Origin of the sequence: Mesorhizobium sp. BR1-1-2 (genome assembly GCF_020165435.1) — a bacterium.
Lineage (GTDB): Bacteria > Pseudomonadota > Alphaproteobacteria > Rhizobiales > Rhizobiaceae > Mesorhizobium.
The window spans coordinates 26,029-45,263 of sequence record NZ_JAIUID010000021.1 but is presented as its reverse complement, the minus strand read 5'-3'; the positions used below and the strand labels follow the sequence as shown (position 1 = coordinate 45,263).

The 19,235-nt window shown below is 63.9% G+C and carries 12 protein-coding genes; 5 read left to right on the top strand and 7 right to left on the bottom strand.

The window, feature by feature from the left end:
* Positions 1–7: 7 nt before the first annotated feature.
* The 3 genes from LB551_RS27830 to LB551_RS27820 all read right to left on the bottom strand — a co-directional run bounded on the left by LB551_RS27830 (position 8) and on the right by LB551_RS27820 (position 5,314).
* Positions 8–1,381 carry a class II 3-deoxy-7-phosphoheptulonate synthase gene (locus LB551_RS27830; protein WP_224624759.1) on the bottom strand — a complete coding sequence of 458 codons (1,374 nt, stop codon included), beginning with the start codon at positions 1,379–1,381 and terminating at the stop codon, positions 8–10.
* 136 nt (positions 1,382–1,517) lie between these two features.
* The gene (gene mfd / locus LB551_RS27825; RefSeq protein ID WP_224661197.1) at positions 1,518–5,015 is read right to left on the bottom strand and encodes a transcription-repair coupling factor; all 3,498 of its coding nucleotides are present in this window, start codon (positions 5,013–5,015) and stop codon (positions 1,518–1,520) included.
* A gap of 11 nt (positions 5,016–5,026) precedes the next feature.
* Positions 5,027–5,314, bottom strand: coding sequence for a succinate dehydrogenase assembly factor 2 (locus tag LB551_RS27820; RefSeq protein WP_140548142.1), 288 nt, complete (start codon positions 5,312–5,314; stop codon positions 5,027–5,029).
* A gap of 314 nt (positions 5,315–5,628) precedes the next feature.
* Here LB551_RS27820 and recG point away from each other — a divergent pair, with 314 nt between their 5' ends.
* Positions 5,629–7,737, top strand: a complete 2,109-nt coding sequence (recG, locus tag LB551_RS27815) for an ATP-dependent DNA helicase RecG (RefSeq protein WP_224661196.1) — start codon at positions 5,629–5,631, stop codon at positions 7,735–7,737.
* Here recG and LB551_RS27810 read toward each other — a convergent pair.
* From LB551_RS27810 to LB551_RS27795, 4 genes are all read right to left on the bottom strand, one after another.
* Complete coding sequence (locus LB551_RS27810) at positions 7,689–8,441, bottom strand: DUF502 domain-containing protein (protein WP_140525397.1); 753 nt, start codon at positions 8,439–8,441, stop codon at positions 7,689–7,691. The two genes, recG and LB551_RS27810, sit on opposite strands and share 49 nt — an antisense overlap.
* Positions 8,442–8,664: 223 nt before the next feature.
* The gene (glmS, locus tag LB551_RS27805) at positions 8,665–10,488 is read right to left on the bottom strand and encodes a glutamine--fructose-6-phosphate transaminase (isomerizing) (RefSeq protein WP_224661195.1); all 1,824 of its coding nucleotides are present in this window, start codon (positions 10,486–10,488) and stop codon (positions 8,665–8,667) included.
* 173 nt (positions 10,489–10,661) lie between these two features.
* On the bottom strand, positions 10,662–12,020 hold the full coding sequence (gene glmU / locus LB551_RS27800) for a bifunctional UDP-N-acetylglucosamine diphosphorylase/glucosamine-1-phosphate N-acetyltransferase GlmU (protein WP_224661194.1): 1,359 nt from the start codon (positions 12,018–12,020) through the stop codon (positions 10,662–10,664).
* A gap of 139 nt (positions 12,021–12,159) precedes the next feature.
* Positions 12,160–12,906 carry a cytochrome c biogenesis CcdA family protein gene (locus LB551_RS27795; protein ID WP_140548133.1) on the bottom strand — a complete coding sequence of 249 codons (747 nt, stop codon included), beginning with the start codon at positions 12,904–12,906 and terminating at the stop codon, positions 12,160–12,162.
* A 170-nt stretch (positions 12,907–13,076) separates the two neighbouring features.
* On the opposite strand from LB551_RS27795, the gene LB551_RS27790 reads away from it, so the two are divergent.
* The 4 genes from LB551_RS27790 (at position 13,077) to LB551_RS27775 (ending at position 19,190) form a co-directional block, all read left to right on the top strand.
* Positions 13,077–13,454, top strand: a complete 378-nt coding sequence (locus LB551_RS27790) for a hypothetical protein (RefSeq protein ID WP_224661193.1) — start codon at positions 13,077–13,079, stop codon at positions 13,452–13,454.
* 343 nt (positions 13,455–13,797) lie between these two features.
* Positions 13,798–16,419: a type I DNA topoisomerase gene (topA, locus tag LB551_RS27785; protein ID WP_224661192.1), complete on the top strand. Its 2,622-nt coding sequence runs from the start codon at positions 13,798–13,800 to the stop codon at positions 16,417–16,419.
* A gap of 6 nt (positions 16,420–16,425) precedes the next feature.
* Positions 16,426–18,744, top strand: coding sequence for a ribonuclease R (gene rnr / locus LB551_RS27780; RefSeq protein WP_224661191.1), 2,319 nt, complete (start codon positions 16,426–16,428; stop codon positions 18,742–18,744).
* A complete protein-coding gene (locus LB551_RS27775; RefSeq protein ID WP_140548125.1) occupies positions 18,744–19,190 on the top strand; it encodes a DUF983 domain-containing protein in 447 nt (148 codons plus the stop codon). Before rnr ends, LB551_RS27775 begins: the two co-directional genes overlap by 1 nt.
* The last annotated feature ends 45 nt before the right edge of the window (positions 19,191–19,235 follow it).

Sequence of the window (19,235 nt, the reverse complement as noted above, 5' to 3'; positions counted from 1 at the left end):
GCAGAATTCAGCCGTTGGCGACCTGCTTGTGTTGCACAGGGTGGCTCTTCTTGAGCAGGTCCGACACCAGGAACGCCAGTTCGATGGCCTGGTCGGCATTGAGACGCGGGTCGCAATGGGTGTGATAGCGGTCCTGCAATTCCTCGGCGGTGATGGCGCGGGCGCCGCCGGTGCATTCGGTCACGTTCTTGCCGGTCATCTCGACATGGATGCCGCCCGGATGCGTGCCTTCGGCGCGGTGCACCTCGAAGAAGGTCTGCACCTCCTTCAGGATGCGGTCGAACGGCCGCGTCTTGTACCCGGCCGCCTCGATCGTGTTGCCATGCATGGGGTCTGACGACCAGACGACGCTGCGGCCTTCCTTCTGCACGGCGCGCACCAGCTTCGGCAGATGGTCGGCGACCTTGTCGGAGCCGAAGCGGGCGATCAGCGTCAGCCTGCCCGGCTCGTTCTCGGGGTTGAGCAGATCGATCAGTTCCAGCAAGCCGTCCGGCGTCAGCGATGGGCCGCATTTCAGGCCGAGCGGGTTCTTGATGCCGCGGCAATATTCGACATGCGCATGGTCCGGCTGGCGGGTGCGGTCGCCGATCCAGATCATGTGGCCAGACGTCGCGTACCAGTCGCCGGAGGTGGAATCGACACGCGTCAGCGCCTCCTCGTAGCCGAGCAGCAGCGCCTCATGGCTGGTATAGAAATCGGTCTCGCGCAGCGCGAAATTGGTCTCGGAGGTGATGCCGACCGCGCGCATGAAATCCATCGTCTCGGTGATGCGATTGGCGAGCGACTCGTATTTCTCGCCTTGCGGGCTGTCGGAGACGAAGCCGAGCATCCAGCGATGCACATTCTCCAGGCTGGCATAGCCGCCCTGCGCGAAGGCGCGCAGAAGGTTGAGCGTCGCCGCTGACTGGCGGTACGCCATCTCCTGGCGGGCAGGATCGGGAATGCGCGACTTGGCGTCGAATTCAATGCCGTTGATGATATCGCCGCGATAGCTCGGCAGCGTCACCTCGCCCTTGGTCTCGTTGTCGGACGAGCGCGGCTTGGCGAACTGGCCCGCAACGCGGCCGATCTTCACCACCGGCTGCGCACCGGCGAAGGTCAGCACCACCGACATTTGCAGGAAGACGCGGAAGAAGTCGCGGATATTGTCCGCGCCATGTTCGGCGAAACTCTCGGCGCAGTCCCCGCCCTGGAGCAGGAATGCCTCGCCGGCAGCGACGCTGGCCAGCTGCTTCTTCAGCTTGCGCGCTTCACCGGCAAAAACCAGCGGCGGAAAGGTGGCGAGCTGGGCCTCCGTGTTCTTCAGCGCGGCAAGGTCCGGATAAGCCGGGACCTGCTTGATCGGCTTTGCCCTCCACGAATTCGGCGACCATTTCGTCATCGCTGCACCCAACGCTCTTTCCGGCGAGCACCCTCGCCCGCCATTTTCAGCCCCCATGTGGGGTGGCGGCTCCATACACGAAGCCGATTTCCTATTCTAGACCGGAATTTCAGCGCTGGCGAATGGTGCGGACCGGCTACGCCGCCTTCTCCACCAGCCGCGCCAGTTGCGTCATGACGACAGCCGAGCCTGCCAAACGCTTTTCCGCCGTTGGCCAGTCGCGGGTGAAGACGACGCTTTGGTCCGGCCGGATCTTGGCCAGCGAACCTTGCTCGCCGATGAATTTGACCAGCCCGACCGGGTTGAAAAATTCGCGCTTGCGGAAATGGATGACGACGCCCTTCGGCCCGGCGTCGAGCTTCTCGACATTCGCCTTGCGGCAGAGCGCCTTGATGAAGACGATCTTGAGGAGATGCTTCACCTCCTCCGGCAGCGGGCCGAAACGGTCGATCAGCTCGGCGCCGAAAGCATCGATTTCCTCGGTGGTCTCAAGGTCGCCGAGGCGCCGATAGAGCGCCAGCCTGAGCTGCAGGTCCGGCACATAGCTCTCCGGGATCATCACCGCCGTGCCCACGGCGATCTGCGGCGACCAGCCGCCATCCAGCACCTCGCCGGAATCCTTCACCTCCGCGACCGCCTCCTCCAGCATCTGCTGGTAGAGTTCGAAGCCGACCTCCTTGATGTGGCCGGACTGCTCTTCGCCGAGCAGATTGCCTGCGCCTCTGATGTCGAGATCATGACTGGCGAGCTGGAAGCCGGCGCCCAGCGTGTCCAGCGACTGCAGCACTTTCAGCCGGCGTTCGGCGGTGTCGGTCAGCTTGCGGTTGGCCGGCAGCGTGAACAGCGCATAGGCGCGCACTTTCGAGCGCCCGACACGGCCGCGCAACTGATAGAGCTGCGACAGGCCGAACATGTCGGCGCGGTGGACGATCAGCGTGTTGGCGGTCGGGATGTCGAGGCCGGATTCGACGATGGTGGTCGACAAGAGAACGTCGTACTGGCCGTCGTAGAAGGCGTTCATGATGTCGTCGAGCTCGCCCGGCGGCATCTGGCCATGGGCCACTGCCACCTTCAGTTCCGGCACGGATTGGTTCAGGAAATCATGGATTTCCGCCAGATCGCTGATGCGCGGCACGACATAGAAGGAATGGCCGCCGCGATAACGCTCGCGCAACAACGTCTCGCGAATGACCAGCGGATCGAAGGGCGAGATGAAGGTGCGCACCGCCATGCGGTCAACCGGCGGCGTGGCGATCAGCGACAGTTCGCGCACGCCGGTCAGCGCCAGTTGCAGCGTGCGCGGGATAGGCGTCGCCGACAGCGTCAGCACGTGGACGTCGGTCTTCAGGTCCTTCAGCCGCTCCTTGTGCTTGACGCCAAAATGCTGCTCCTCATCGATGATCAGCAGGCCGAGATTCTTGAATGAGATCGCGCTGCCGAGCAGCGCGTGGGTGCCGACCACGATATCCACCGTCCCTTCGGCGATGCCCTTCTTGGTCTCTGCCAGGTCCTTTGCGCCCACCAGCCGCGATGCCTGGGCGACGCGGATCGGCAGGCCGGAAAAGCGCTGCGAGAAGGTCTTGAAGTGCTGGCGCGACAACAGGGTCGTCGGCACGACGACCGCCACCTGGAAACCTTCCATCGCCGCGATGAAGGCGGCGCGCAGCGCGACTTCCGTCTTGCCGAAGCCGACATCGCCGCAGATCAGCCGGTCCATCGGCTTGCCGGCCGCCAGATCGTCCCTGACGGAATCGATCGCCGTCTGCTGGTCATCGGTCTCCTCATAGGGGAAGCGCGCGGCGAACTCGCCGTAGAGGCCTTCCGCCGGCACCAGCGGGGGTGCCGCGCGCATCTGCCGTTCGGCGGCGATGCGGATCAACTGCCCTGCCATGTCGAGCAGGCGTTTCTTCAGCCGCGCCTTGCGCGATTGCCAGGCTCCACCGCCGAGCTTGTCGAGCGTCGCCTCGGCTGTATCGGAGCCGTAGCGCGACAGGAGCTCGATGTTTTCCACCGGCAGGAACAGGCGGTCGTCGCCGGCATAGTGGATTTCCAGGCAATCATGCGGCGCCCCGACGGCTTCGATGGTGCGCAGGCCGATGAAGCGGCCAATGCCGTGGTCGGCATGGACGACGATGTCGCCAGCCGACAGGGCCGAGGCTTCGGCAATGAAGTCGGACGCGCGCTTCTTGCGCTTGGAGCGCCGGATCAGCCGGTCGCCCAAAATGTCCTGTTCGGCGACGACGACCAATCTTTCGGTCTCGAAACCGGATTCCAGCGGCAGCACGGCCAACGCCGCCTGCCCAGGCTCGAGTTTCTCCGCTTCCGCCAAGGTCGCCACCGGCGCAAGATTGCCCAGATGATGTTCGGCGAGAATTTGGCCGAGCCGGTCGAGCGAACCCTCCGTCCAGCCGGCGACAATGACGCGGCGGCGTGCCGCACGTTCGTCGGCAATGTGCTTCACCACGACGTCAAAGACATTGACGTTCGGGTCGGCGCGCTCTTCCGCGAAGCTGCGACCATGGCGCGAGCCGGCATGGAAGACCTTTTTGGCGCCCGCATCGGGGGCGTCGAAGGCCGTGAAGTCGATCGCTTCGCGCGGTCCGAGTGAAGCGACGAGATTTTCCGGCGAAAGGTACAGCAGGTCCGGCGCCACCGGCTTGTAGGGCACCGCGTCCTTCAGCGCACCTTCGGCCTGCTTCTTGCGCGCCTCGTAATGATCGAGGATCAGAGTGTGGCGTTCGGCAAGCGCTTCATGTGCCAGATGGTCGAAAACGACCGGCGTGTCCGGCAGGTAGTCGAACACGGTCTCCAACCGCTCGTAGAAGAACGGCAGCCAGTGTTCCATGCCCGCGAAGCGCCGGCCTTCGCTGACCGCGGCGTAAAGCCCATCGTCACGCGACGGCGCCCCGAACGCTTCGATGTAGGCGCGGCGGAAGCGGCTGATCGTCTCCGGCGTCAGCGCCACCTCGCTCATCGCCTGCAGCGCCATGGACTTGCGCTGCCCGGTGGTGCGCTGGGTAGCCACATCGAAGACGCGGATCGATTCCAGCGTATCGCCGAAGAAATCGAGCCTCAGCGCCTCGGTCCAGCCGGGTGCGAAAAGGTCAAGGATGCCGCCGCGCACGGCGAACTCGCCGATGCCGCGTACCGTCGGCACCCGCTCGAAGCCCGATGCCTCCAGCCGCGACACCAGCGCGTTCATATCGATCTGGTTGCCAGGTTTGGCGTGAAAGGTCTGTGCCTCGACAAGGTCCGCGGGCGGGATGCGCTGGAGCAGCGCATTGGCGGTGGTGAGAATGACGGCGCGATGCGGCTTCCTCGCCAGCGCGATCATGGCGGCGAGCGCGTCGAGCCGCCGGGCGGCCGCGTCCGAACCGGGCGAGACGCGGTCATAGGGCAGGCAGTCCCAGGCGGGCAGTTCCAGCACCGGCAGGCCGGGAGCGGCAAAGGCCAGCGCCTCTGTGATTGCCGGCAGGCGCTGCCCGTCGCGCGCCACGAACAGCACGGGCTTGTCGGGCGCGATTTCGTGCGCCGCCTGCACCAGCGCGAAGGCTTCATAGCCGTCGGCGACGCCGTCGACGATGAACTGGCCGGCGCGGCCTTTCGGCAAGCCGATGGTGGGAATGAGGCTCATGGAAACGTTCTTCAAAAGGTCATTGTCCGGCGTGAAGCCACGATTTTTTGCAGGACCGCACAATCGATGTCGGCGGGAACAGGACGTTCGCCGGTGATCAAGGGCAGGAATTCGGTGTCGGGAATATCGAGGAGCTTTTCATACTGGTCGATTTCGTCGCCGGTCAAGGCGCCGATTTCGGCATCGGCGAAAGTGCCGAGGATAAGGTCCATCTCGCGCATGCCACGGTGCCAGGAGCGGAACAAGAGCTTGCGGCGGCGGGCGTCGAGCCCCTCGCTTGATCGTTTCGTTCCCGTCATTGTGCCGCATCCTCACTTGCTGCGGCGCATATAGCGTGGATAGAGATCGGTGTCAGCCTTGCAAGGCAAAGTAAGACACCCGACAATCAACTTGAAATGACTGCATTCCTTCGCGCCCCCCTCTGTCCTGCCGGACATCTCCCCCACTTGGGGGGAGATCGGACGGCGGTTCCGCTTTCGCCAATCTTCAACGTTGCAGAACGGGCACCACGCCGAAGCTGCCAATCTCCCCCCTCGTGGGGGAGATGTCCGGCAGGACAGAGGGGGGCGCGAAGGAACTCGGCCTATCCAGCTTCCAAACCGGCGCAGCACTAATGCGTCCTTCCATCCTCGACCCGCTTTTCGTCCCGATCACGTCGCTCGCGGGTGTCGGGCCGAAGGTCGGCGCGCTGATCGAAAAGGTCGTCGCGGCCGATCTCGGCGATCGGGCGGCGCGTGCCGGCGATCTCCTGTTCGTGCTGCCGCATACCGTCATCGACCGTCGCAACCGGCCGGGCATTGCCGGCTCGGCCGAAGGCGCCATCGTAACGCTAGACCTGCGCATCGACCGCCACCAGCCGCCGCCGCGCGGCAACAGGTCGGTGCCTTACCGGGTCTACGCCCATGACGATACCGGCGAAGTGGCGCTGACCTTCTTCCACGCCCACGCTGCCTATCTGGAAAAATCAATGCCGGTTGGCGAGCATGTTGTGGTTTCCGGCCGCATGGAATGGTTCAACGGGCGCCCGACCATGGTCCATCCGGATCATATTGCCTTGGCCGGCGACGCCGAAAACCTGCCGCTGGTCGAGCCGGTCTATCCTCTCACGGCAGGACTGTCCGGCAAGGTGCTGCGCCGCGCCATCGGCCAGGCGCTCGGCCGTCTGCCGGAGCTGCCGGAGTGGCAGGATGGCGCTTTCATGCGCCGCCAGAGTTTCCCGTCTTTCGGTGACGCGCTGGCCCGCATCCATCATCCCGCGGACCCGATCGATGTCGCCATCGAAGGCGCCGCATGGCGGCGTCTTGCCTATGACGAGTTGCTGGCGGGCCAGGTGTCGCTGGCCCTGGTCCGGTCGAGGGTCCGCAGGCTGTCCGGTCGGCCACTCACCGGCGACGGCCGGATCGTCGAGAAGCTGCGCGCGGTCCTGCCTTATTCGTTGACCGCGTCCCAGGAATTCGCGCTCGCCGAAATCAATGCCGACCTCGCCGACCCCGAACGCATGCTGCGCCTCCTGCAGGGCGATGTCGGCTCCGGCAAGACGGTCGTCGCGCTGCTGGCCATGGCGCGTGCCGTCGAGGCTGGCGGCCAGGCTGCCCTGATGGCGCCGACCGAAATCCTGGCGCGCCAGCATCTGGCGACGATCGCCCCTTTGGCGGAACAGGCAGGCATGCGCACGGCGATCCTCACCGGTCGCGAAAAGGGCCGCGAGCGCACCGAAACGCTGGCGGGGCTGGCCAGCGGCGAGATCGACATCATCATCGGCACCCACGCGCTGTTTCAGGAAACGGTGGCATTCCACGATCTGGTCCTTGCCGTCGTGGACGAGCAGCACCGCTTCGGCGTCCACCAGCGGCTTGCCATCACCGCCAAGGGCGACGCGCCGGACATGCTGGTGATGACGGCAACCCCAATCCCGCGCACGCTGGTGCTGACCGCCTTCGGCGACATGGACGTCTCCAAGCTGACGGAAAAGCCCGCCGGCCGGCAGCCGATCCGCACGGTCACACTGCCGCTTGAGCGGCTCGACGAGCTCGTCGAGCGCATGGTGGAAGCGGTGGCCGGCGGCCAGAAAATCTACTGGATATGCCCGCTTGTGGAAGAATCCGAAGAGATAAAGCTGATGTCGGCCGAAGACCGCTTTGCTTCCTTGAAGCCGCTGTTCGGCGACCGGATCGGCCTTGTCCACGGCCGCATGAAGGGCGCCGAGAAGGACGAAGCGATGCGCGCCTTCAAACAGGGCGAGACACGTATCTTGATTGCCACAACCGTCATCGAGGTCGGCGTCGACGTGCCGGACGCCACCATCATGGTCATCGAACATGCCGAACGTTTCGGCCTCGCCCAGCTGCACCAGTTGCGCGGCCGCGTCGGGCGCGGCGACAAGCCTTCGTCCTGTGTGCTGCTCTACAAGGATCCGCTCGGCGAAACGGCCAAGCGGCGCCTGTCGGTGATGCGCGAGACCGAGGATGGCTTCGTGATCGCCGAGGAGGACCTAAAGCTGCGCGGCGAAGGCGAATTGCTTGGCACCCGTCAGTCCGGCACGCCGGGCTTCCAGGTCGCGCGCATCGAGGCGCATGCGGACCTGCTTGAAGCGGCCCGCGATGACGCAAGGCTGATCCTGTCACGCGATCCGGACCTGCAGACCGAGCGCGGCGAAGCGCTGCGCCTGCTGCTCTACTTGTTCGGCCGCGACGAGGCGGTGCGGCTCCTGCGGGCGGGATAAGGCCCGAGCGGCGGATTGGCCAGGGTGCCCGTGATCGGCTCGCCATTCAGCGTCACCAGCTTCGTTTTCACCTCCGGCGCCACCAGCCCGGCCGAGACGATCAGCTTGGCGCCATCCTCGATCGTCATGTCGAGCAGCACGATGTCCGACTTCGGCACATACATCAGGAAGCCCGTCGTCGGATTAGGCGTGCAGGGCATGAAGACAGCGGTCAGCGGATCGCCTTCCTGGTCAAGCTTCTGGTTGATCTCGGTTTCCTTTTCGCTGGCCACGAACACCAGCGACCAGACCCCCTTGCGCGGATACTCGACCAAGCCGACCTGGCGGAACATGTCGCCTTTGTTCGACAGCACGGTCTCGAAAATCTGCTTCAGCGAGCGATAGATGCCCCGCACCAGCGGCATGCGGCCAAGCAGGCGCTCGCCGAAATTGACGATGGCGCGGCCGACGATATTGGCGGTCATGAACCCGATCAGCGTGATAAGGACGAGCGCCACGATCAGTCCGAACCCCGGAACTGGGAACGGCAGGTAGGTATCGGGACTATAGCGTGCCGGAATATAGGGTTTGACCCAGGAATCCACCCAACCGATGAAGGACCACGCTATATAAGCGGTGATCGCAAGCGGCGCGCAGACCACGAAGCCCGTGAGGAAATAGTTCCTCAGCCGGGTCATGCCGGAGGTCTTGAGAGCATCTGACATGGTTCACCGGGAGCGCTGCCTACAGCGCGACATTAATGAACCGCTAAGCGCTTTGGAACTGCGAAGTTTTTAAAGAGCTCGCTTATGGCGTGGCTTTCAGTGTTCCAAATGGAAGCTGCTTCCATTCGCGATTAGCCGAAGCATCCGTCGCTTCGATGACGAAAGAAGAGGCCATCGCCAGTTGGACTTCGAATTACTGGGCGCGAGGCGAACAGGGACAGTGCTACTCCACCGTCACCGATTTCGCCAGATTGCGCGGCTGGTCGACATCGGTGCCCATGAACACGGCGGCGAAATAGGCCAGCATCTGGATCGGCAGCGCATAGATGATCGGCGAGATGATTTCCGGCACGTCCGGTAGGATGATCGTGTCCATCGTCTTCACGCTCGCCTGCGCGGCGCCCTTGGCGTCGGTGATCAGGATGATCTTGCCGCCGCGCGCCGCCACTTCCTGCATGTTGGACACCGTCTTCTCGAAAATGCGGTCATGCGGCGCGATGACGATGACCGGCATGTTCTCGTCGATGAGGGCGATCGGCCCGTGCTTCAACTCGCCCGCGGCATAGCCTTCGGCGTGAATGTAAGAGATCTCCTTGAGCTTCAGCGCGCCTTCCATGGCGAGCGGGAAATTGGTGTCGCGTCCGAGATAGAGCACGTCCTTGTAGCGCGACAGTTCACGCGCGATCCGTTCGATCTGCTCTTCGAGCTTGAGCACCTGGTTGGCATAGCGAGGCGCCTCGGAAAGCGCCCGGACCAGCGACTTTTCCTCGTCCCGCGAAATCGTGCCGCGTGCCACGCCTGCCCGGACGGCGAGCGAGGCCAGCACCGACAACTGGCAGGTGAAGGCCTTGGTCGAGGCGACGCCGATCTCCGGCCCGGCCAGCGTCGGCAGGATGACGTCGGATTCGCGCGCCATGGTCGATTCCCGCACGTTGACGACGGCGCCGATCTTCATGCCGGCCTTGCGGCAATAGCGCAGCGAGGCCAGCGTGTCGGCGGTCTCGCCCGACTGCGAGATGAAGAAGGCGGCGTCGTTCTTCGACAGCGGCATTTCGCGGTAGCGAAATTCGGAGGCGACATCGATGTCGACCGGCAGCCGCGCGTAGCGTTCGAACCAGTATTTGCTGATGAGTCCGGCCAGATAAGCAGTGCCGCAGGCCGAAATCGCCAGCCGGTGGATGGTGGCGAAGTCGAATGGCAGGTCGAGCGGCTTGGAGGCGCCGGAAACAAAATCGACATAATGCGCCAGCGTGTGCGAGATCACCTCCGGCTGCTCATGGATTTCCTTCTCCATGAAGTGACGGCGATTGCCCTTGTCGACCATGAAGCTGGTCGAGAGCGACTGCTGGCGCTTGCGGTCGACCTTTTTGCCGTCGATGTCGAAGATGGCGACGCCGCTGCGGCGCACCACCGCCCAATCGCCGTCTTCCAGATAGGTGATCGAATTGGTGAACGGGGCCAACGCGATGGCGTCGGAGCCCAGGAACATCTCGCCATCGCCATGGCCGACCGCCAGCGGCGGGCCGTTGCGGGCGCCGACGATGAGGTCCTCGTCGCCCGTGAACATGATAGCCAGCGCAAAGGCGCCTTCCAGCCGTTTGAGCGCCTTGTGCGCGGCATCGACCGGCTTCAAGCCTTTGGCGACTTCCCGCGCCATCAGATGCGCGACAACCTCGGTATCGGTCTGCGACGAGAAGGAATAGCCGTCGCGGATCAACTCGTCGCGCAGTTCGGCGAAGTTCTCGATGATGCCATTGTGGACGATGGCGACGCCATCGGAGAAATGCGGATGCGCGTTGGTCTCGTTCGGGACGCCATGCGTGGCCCAGCGGGTGTGACCGATGCCGATCGTGCCGTCGAGAGGCTCGTCCTTCAGCCGGCGTTCCAGATTGACGAGCTTGCCTTCAGCGCGGCGGCGGCCAAGCGCCCCCTTCTCTATGGTGGCAACGCCGGCCGAATCGTAGCCGCGATATTCAAGCCGCTTCAGCGCATCGACGATGAGCGGCGCAACCTGCGAATGGCCGACAATTCCAACGATACCGCACATGCAGACGTCCCCAATTTCCCGCAGAAGCCGGCGCTATCTACGGATTGCCGGGCTGCCGCGAAAGTCACTTTGCGTTTCGTTCCGTGTAATGGGAACAGTCTCGTACGCATGCATCATGACACAGGGCACTTGCAATCCAGTTACTGCAATCGTTCAGTTTTTGAAGACTGGGTTTACCTCTTTTTGGCAGCGGCGGCCGACGCGAAGCGTTCGCGCAATTCCTTGCCTTTGCCGGGGATCGTCTTCTGGCGGGCGCGGCCGAAGGCCAGCGCATCGTCGGGCACGCTTTCGGTGATGACGCTGCCCGAGGCGATATAGCCGCCATTGCCGATGGTGACCGGAGCCACAAGTGAGGAATTCGAGCCGACAAAGGCGCCCTCGCCGATATCGGTGAAGTGCTTCAGATAGCCATCATAATTGCAGGTGATCGTGCCGGCGCCGATATTGGCGCCTGCTCCCACCCGTGCGTCGCCGATATAGGTCAGATGGTTGACCTTGGCGCCCTCCTCGATCACGGCCTGCTTGACCTCGCAGAAATTGCCGACCTTGGCCTTCTGCTTGAGGTCCGCGCCCGGCCGCAGCCGCGCGAAGGGGCCGACATCGCAATGAGCGGCGACGATGGCGCCCTCGATATGGCTGAAGGCGTGGATCCTGGCGCCGCCGGCAATCTTCACGCCCGGGCCGAACCAGACGTTCGGCTCGACAATGGTGTCGGCGCCGATCTCGGTGTCGTGCGAGAAGAAAACGGTCTCCGGCGCGATTAGCGTCACGCCCGAAAGCATCGCCTCCTGCCGGCGGCGTGCCTGCCAGATGCCTTCGGCTTGCGCCAGCTCGGCGCGGTTGTTGATGCCGAGTGCATTCTCGAAGCTGGCTTCGGTGGCGACGACATCGAGGCCCTGCGCGCCGGCGATCTCCACTATATCGGTCAGATAATACTCACCCTTGGCGTTCTTGTTGCCGACGGCGTCGAGCAGCTTCAGCGCCTGGCCGCCGGCAATCGCCATCAGCCCGCCATTGCAGAAGGTGATCTTCTTCTCCTCGTCGGAGCAGTCCTTTTCCTCGCGGATGGCGACGAGCTTGCCACCTTTTTCGATCAGGCGGCCATAGCCGGTAGGGTTCGCCGTGCGAAAGCCGATGACAACGACGGCAGCACCTTGCGCCAGCTTCAGGCGCGCCGCCGTCAGCGCGTCCGGATCTATCAGCGGCGTATCGCCGAACATGACGAGGACATCGTCGTAACCTTTTGATATCGCAGCGCGCGCGGCAAGCACCGCATGCGCGGTGCCGAGTCGCTTTTCCTGCACGAAAGCCTCTACCTTCGGCGCGAATTTCTGCGCCGCCATGCGCATCTCCTCGGCGCCGTGGCCGATCACCAGCGCAAGGTCGCCGGCACCCGCCGCCTCGGCCGCCTTGACGACATGCGCGACCATCGGCAGGCCGGCAATCTGGTGCAGCACCTTGGGCAGCGCGCTCTTCATGCGCGTGCCTTCACCGGCGGCGAGGATGATGGACAGGCATGTTCTCTGGCTCATGGAGGGACAACCATAGGAAAAGCGTTTGGGAATCAAGGCATGCTAGCAGCGGCGCGATATTGCACCAATGCGGTTAAATTCCGGTGAGGTGGTTGAGCAACTGACTTTTAATCAGTAGGCGCACCGTCTGTTGCTTTACTTACCCCAGGCGACCCAGCACCGGAAAATTCTCCAGCAGCCAATAGGATACGGTCTGCACGCCGCCGGTGAGGAAAAACACGCCGGCGACGACCAGCAATGCGCCGATCGCCTTCTCCACGCGGCCGAGATGGACGCGGAATTTGCCGAGGAAACGCATGAAGGCGCCGGAAAACAGCGCCGCGATCAGGAACGGAATGCCCAGCCCGAGCGAATAGGCGGCGAGCAGCAATGCGCCCTCGCCCACCGTCTCGCGGCCGCCGGCCAGCGTCAGGATCGGCCCCAGCACCGGGCCGATGCACGGCGTCCAGCCGAAAGCGAAGGCCAGCCCCATGACATAGGCTGCGACAGTGCTCGCGGGCTTGCCCTGCGACTGGAAGCGCGCCTCGCGCGACAAAAGCGGAATGCGCAGGATGCCGAGGAAATTCAGGCCCATCAGGATGATCAGCACGCCGGCGCCCATCGCCAGCGGCTCCTGCCACACGCGCAGGAGGCGGCCGATAGTCGAGGCGCCGGCGCCCAGCGCGACGAACACGGTCGAGAAGCCGAGCACGAAGGCAATCGAGGAATAAAGCAGCGCGGTGCGGGCGCCGGCTTTGGCGGCCGCTCCGGCATTGCCGCGAAAATCGTCGACCGACACGCCGGCCATGTAGCAGAGATAGGGCGGCACCAGCGGCAGCACGCAAGGTGACAGGAACGAGATCGCCCCTGCCCCGACCGCGCTGACATAGCCGATATCCAACGCCATTCCAAAGGCTCCAATTGTTCTGGCGACGATATAGCGGCACGCGGGTTCGTCCGCCAATCACCATCGTGTGGCAAGTCATCGCGGGCGGGAAGAAAGCAACCGCGCATTGCGTTGATACAACGAGACCGCGACTTTCCGCGCGTCTCCAGATATCAGCCAGGGAGATTTCCATGAAAATTATAACCGCAGGGCTGGCCGGGCTCCTGCTCAGCACCGCCGCCTCCTTTGCCGCCGAGGCGTGGAAGGAAGCTGAGGTCAACGGCACCAAGATCTACACCGATACCAATGGCATGACGCTCTACACCTATGACAAGGATGAGAAGGGCAAGACCAACTGCTACGACAAATGCGCCACAAACTGGCCGCCGCTGAAGGCCGAGGCCGGCGCCAAGGCGGACGATGAATGGACCGTCGTCGACCGCACCGACGGCACCAAGATGTGGGCCTATGACGGCAAGCCCGTCTACACCTTCATCAAGGACAAGAAGGCCGGCGATGTGTCCGGTGACGGCGTCGGCGGTGTCTGGCATATCGTCAAGGCCGACTGAGGCAGCCGGCTTAACTTCGACGTGCTGCCGGGCGTGCCTCCACGCCTGGCAGCATGCATCAGTAGCGCTGGCGCGGCATTTGGCTCAGTCTGCCGGGTCACCGACGACTCATCGGCGCCAATATGAGCCGCCCCTCACCGCTCCAGCCATTTGTCTTGGTTACCCCTCAACAATGTGATCTTCTCCATACACTCTTAGAGTGTATTGCTGTCGGCACTCTTGCAATTTGGCCGCTTCCCCTTGACCGGATGCAAAAGCGCGGCCATGTGAGCGACGAACAGAACCGAGATTTCGTCGCGCGCAGCGGAATTCTTCTGCCGCATCACAGCTGATATGAGCCCTCATGGACGTCGTCGTCGTCGAATCGCCGGCCAAGGCGAAGACAATCAACAAATACCTCGGCAGGAACTACAAGGTCCTGGCCTCGTTCGGCCATGTCCGTGATTTGCCGGCCAAGGACGGCTCGGTGCGACCCGACGAGGATTTCGCCATGTCCTGGGCGGTCGACACGGCCTCCGGCAAGCGCCTCGCCGACATCGCCAAGGCGGTCAAGGACGCCGACGGCCTGATCCTCGCCACCGACCCGGACCGCGAGGGCGAAGCCATTTCCTGGCACGTGCTGGAAGTCTTGCGGCAGAAGCGTGCGCTGAAGGACAAGCCGGTCAGCCGCGTCGTCTTCAACGCCATCACCAAGAGCTCGGTGCTCGAGGCGATGGCCAATCCGCGCCAGATCGATGCGCCGCTGGTCGACGCCTATCTCGCCCGCCGGGCGCTCGACTATCTCGTCGGCTTCACGCTCTCGCCGGTACTGTGGCGCAAGCTCCCCGGAGCCCGTTCCGCCGGCCGCGTGCAGTCGGTCGCCTTGCGGCTGGTCTGCGACCGCGAATCCGAGATCGAACGCTTCATCCGCGAGGAATATTGGCAGATCGCTGCCATCCTCGGCACGCCGCGCAACGAGAACTTCGAGGCGCGCCTGACCGCTTTCGAGCGCAAGAAATTGCAAAAGCTCGACATCGCCAACAAGGCGCAGGCCGACGACATCAAGGCGATGCTCGAGGGCGCCGCCTTCAAGGCGCTGTCCGTCGAGGCAAAACCCACCAAGCGCAATCCAGGCCCGCCCTTCACCACCTCGACATTGCAGCAGGCCGCCTCGTCTGGCCTCGGCTTTTCGGCCAACCGCACGATGCAGGTAGCGCAGCGCCTCTATGAGGGAATGGAGATCGGCGGCGAAACCACCGGCCTGATCACCTATATGCGAACCGACGGCGTGCAGATGGCTCCCGAGGCGATCTCGGCCGCACGCGATGCGATCGCCAAGGAATTCGGCCCGAAATACCTGCCGGAAAAGCCGCGGCTGTACACGACCAAGGCCAAGAACGCCCAGGAAGCGCACGAAGCGATCCGCCCGACAGATTTCATGCGCACGCCGGCATCGGTCAGGCAATATCTCGATGCCGACCAGATGCGGCTCTACGAATTGATCTGGAAACGCGCTATCGCCAGCCAGATGCAGCCGGCGGAGATCGAGCGCACCACGGTCGAGATCGAGGCGGTCAACGGCGCACGCACAGCCGAGTTGCGCGCCGTCGGTTCGGTCGTGCGCTTCGATGGTTTCATCGCCGCCTATACCGACCAGAAGGACGATGATTCCGAGGACGAGGAAAACCGCCGCCTGCCCGAAATCCGTGCCGGCGAGCAGCTTGCCCGCCATGCGATCAATGCCACCCAGCACACGACCGAGCCGCCGCCGCGTTATTCCGAAGCTTCGCTGATCAAGAAGCTGGAGGAGCTCGGCATCGGCCGGCCATCGACCTACACTGCGATCCTGAAGACGCTCGAGGACCGCGACTATGTCACCATCGACAAGCGCCGGCTGGTGCCGCAGGCAAAGGGCCGGCTGCTGTCGGCCTTCCTGGAAAGCTTCTTCGAGCGTTATGTCGAATATGACTTCACCGCATCGCTCGAAGAAAAGCTCGACGAGATCTCCGACGGCAAGCTCGCCTGGAAGGACGTTCTGCGCGATTTCTGGAAGGATTTTTCCGGCGCCGTAGCCGACATCAAGGAACTGCGTGTTACCGACGTGCTCGATGCGCTCAACGAGGAACTGGCGCCGCTGGTCTTCCCTGCCCGGGAGGACGGCTCCAATCCGCGCATCTGCCCCAAATGCGGCACCGGCAATTTGTCGCTGAAGCTCGGCAAGTTCGGCGCCTTCGTCGGCTGCTCGAACTATCCCGAATGCTCCTTCACCCGCCAGCTCGGCGACGCCGCCAACCCCAATGGCGAGAATGGCGGCGGCGAAGACGGCACCAAAGTGCTCGGCAAGGACCCCTACACGGCCGAGGAGATCACGCTGCGCAGCGGCCGCTTCGGTCCCTATATCCAGCGTGGCGACGGCAAGGAAGCCAAGCGTTCCAGCTTGCCCAAGGGCTGGACCCCCGATTCGATCGACCATGAGAAGGCGCTTGCCCTGCTTTCCCTGCCGCGGGATGTCGGCAAGCATCCGGAAACCGGCAAGATGATCTCGGCCGGGCTCGGCCGCTACGGGCCTTTCGTGCTGCATGACGGCACCTACGCCAATCTCGACAGCATCGAGGATGTGTTCTCGATCGGGCTCAACCGCGCCGTTTCGGTGATCGCCGAGAAGCAGTTGAAGGGCAAGGGCGGCCGCAATGGCGGCACTGCGGCAGCCCTCAAGGAGCTCGGCGAACATCCCGACGGCGGCGGCAAGATCGTCGTGCGCGACGGCAAATACGGGCCTTACGTCAATTTCGGCAAGGTCAATGCCACGCTGCCGAAGGGCAAGGATCCGCAATCCGTGACGATGGAGGATGCGCTGGCGCTGATCGCCGAGAAGGAAGCCAAGGGCGGCGGCGGCAAGAAGCCCTTCCGCAAAGCGGCGGCGGCCAAGGCGCCCGCTACCAAGAAGACGGCGGCCAAGAAGCCTGCCGCCAAGAAAAAGGGATAGAACGGCGTGGCGCGCAGGATCTCCGCAAGAACCCACGGCGACCCGCGCAGCGCCGACACCAGGGCCAAGATCAAGGACGACTACAGGCCCTCGCGTGACGAAATCCTGCGCTATATCGCCGAAAATCCCGATCGCGCTGGAAAACGCGACATCGCGAAGGCGTTTGCGCTACGCGGCCCGGACCGCATCTGGCTAAAAGATCTCCTGCGCGACCTGCAGGACGAAGGCGTCCTGACCAAGGAACGCAAGCGCCTGGCCCGCGTTGGCGCCTTGCCCCATGTCACGGTGCTCGACATTTTCGACCGCGACGCCGACGGCGTGCTGCTGGCGCGTCCCACCGAACACACCGCCAATGGACCGCCCCCCATCGTTTCCATCCGCCTGTCGCGGAGCGGCGGCGGACCGGCGCCTGGCATTGGCGATCGCGTGCTGGCCAAGACCTTTCCCGCCGACGACACGAACGTCGCCTTGGGCGGCCCGGCCTACACCGGGCGGGTGATGAAGATATTCGAGAAGCGCACGGATGCCGTTCTCGGCGTCTTTCGGGTGCTTCAGGACGGCAGTTTCCGCATCGAGCCGGTGGAGCGCCGGCAACCCGAACTGATCGTCGACAAGGAATTCCAGAACGGCGCCAAGAACGGCGATCTTGTCGAGGTCGAGCCCGCGCGGGCCTCGCGCTATGGCTTGCCGAGAGCAAAAGTACTCAACGTGCTGGGCTCGCTGACCAGCGAAAAGGCGGTCTCGATGATCGCCATCCACGCGCATGACATTCCGCATGTCTTCCCGGCCGACGTCATCGCCGAAGCCGAAGCCGTCAAGCCTGCGACGATAGCCAACCGCGAGGACTGGCGCGACCTGCCGCTGGTCACCATCGACCCGGCCGATGCCAAGGACCACGACGACGCGGTGTTTGCCACGCCCGATGTCGATGAGAAGAATCCCGGCGGCGTGGTCATCACGGTCGCCATCGCCGACGTGGCTGCTTACGTCCGCTACGGCACGGCACTCGACCGCGAAGCGCTGAAACGCGGCAACTCGGTCTATTTCCCCGACCGCGTCGTGCCGATGCTGCCCGAGCGCATCTCCAACGATCTCTGCTCGCTGCGCGAAGGCCAGGATCGCCCGGCGCTCGCCGTGCGCATGACCTTCTCAGCGGACGGGCGCAAGATCAGGCATTCCTTCCATCGCGTGATGATGAAATCGGCGGCCAAGCTCGCCTATCCACAGGCGCAGGCGGCGATCGACGGTGTGCCTGACGACAAGACCGGCCCGATCCTCGACATGGTGCTGAAGCCGCTATGGGATGCCTATGCGATCCTCAAGCGCGGACGCGATGGCCGCCAGCCGCTGGAGCTCGACCTGCCGGAGCGCAAGATCCTGCTGAAAGAGGACGGCACCGTCGATCGCGTCGTCGTGCCGGAACGGCTCGACGCCCACAAGCTCATCGAAGAATTCATGATCCAAGCCAATGTCGCCGCCGCCGAGACGCTCGAGGCGAAGAAGCAGGCGCTGGTCTACCGCACTCACGACGCCCCCTCGCTGGCCAAGCAGGAATCGCTGCGCGAATTTCTGCAGACACTGGGCCTGTCGCTGGCGCGCGGCGCGCAGATGCGGCCCGCCCAGTTCAACGGCATTCTCGAGCGCGTGCGCGGCGCCGACAATGAAGGCCTGGTCAACGAGGTGGTGCTGCGCTCGCAAAGCCAGGCCGAATATTCGCCCAAGAACATCGGCCATTTCGGCCTCAATCTCAGGCGCTACGCGCATTTCACCTCGCCGATCCGCCGCTACGCCGACCTCATCGTGCACCGCGGGCTTATCGCCGCACTCGGCCTTGGCCCTGGCGGCCTGACGCAGGAGGAGGAAGCGCGGCTCGAGGATGTTTCGGTGCTGATTTCCGGCACAGAACGCCGTGCAATGGCGGCCGAACGCGACACGGTCGACCGGCTGATATCAGCCTATCTCGCCGAGCGCATCGACGACCGTTTCGACGCCCGCATTTCGGGCGTCACCAAATCGGGACTATTTGTCCAATTGCCGCAGTATGGCGCGGATGGTTTCATCCCTGTGTCAACTCTGGGCGGCGATTACTATATATACGACGAAACGGCCCGCTCGCTCTACGGAGAACGCTCGGGCAAGGGTTATCAGTTGGCGGACCGTGTCGAGGTTCGTCTCGTCGAGGTGGCGCCGATGGCCGGCGCGATGCGCTTTGAGATGTTGACCGACCCGAAGCCCCTGCCTGGCTCCGTCAGGTCGTTTCACAAGGCAAAAGGCCGCGCCCGTGCGTCACAATCGCGCCCAGGCTCGCGCGGCAGGAGACGATGATGGCAAGAGGCACGGAAGAACAGGTTTTCGGCGGCGAACATCATTCGGGCCGCATCGCGCGACCGCTGTGGACGGCGATGAAGCGCGGCATGCTCGGCCGCTGCCCGCATTGCGGCGAAGGCAAGCTGTTTCGCGGCTTCACCAAGACCGTCGAGACATGCAGCGTCTGCGGCGAGGAGATGCACCACCACCGGGCCGACGACCTGCCCGCCTATCTGGTCATCGTCATCGTCGGCCACATCGTGCTCGGCGCCTTCATGGGCGTGGAGGCGACGTCGACCCTTTCCACCTGGCAGCACATCGCCATCTGGGTTCCGCTGACGATCCTGCTGTCGGTGGCACTGCTGCAACCGGTGAAAGGAGCCGTCATCGGATTGCAATGGGCGTTCTATATGCACGGTTTTGCTGGCGAACACGACGTGGCCGAACCCCACCCCGGTGCCTGAGGTGCTGGCTGGCGCAACATGCCAACCGTCAAGGCTACTTTCGCA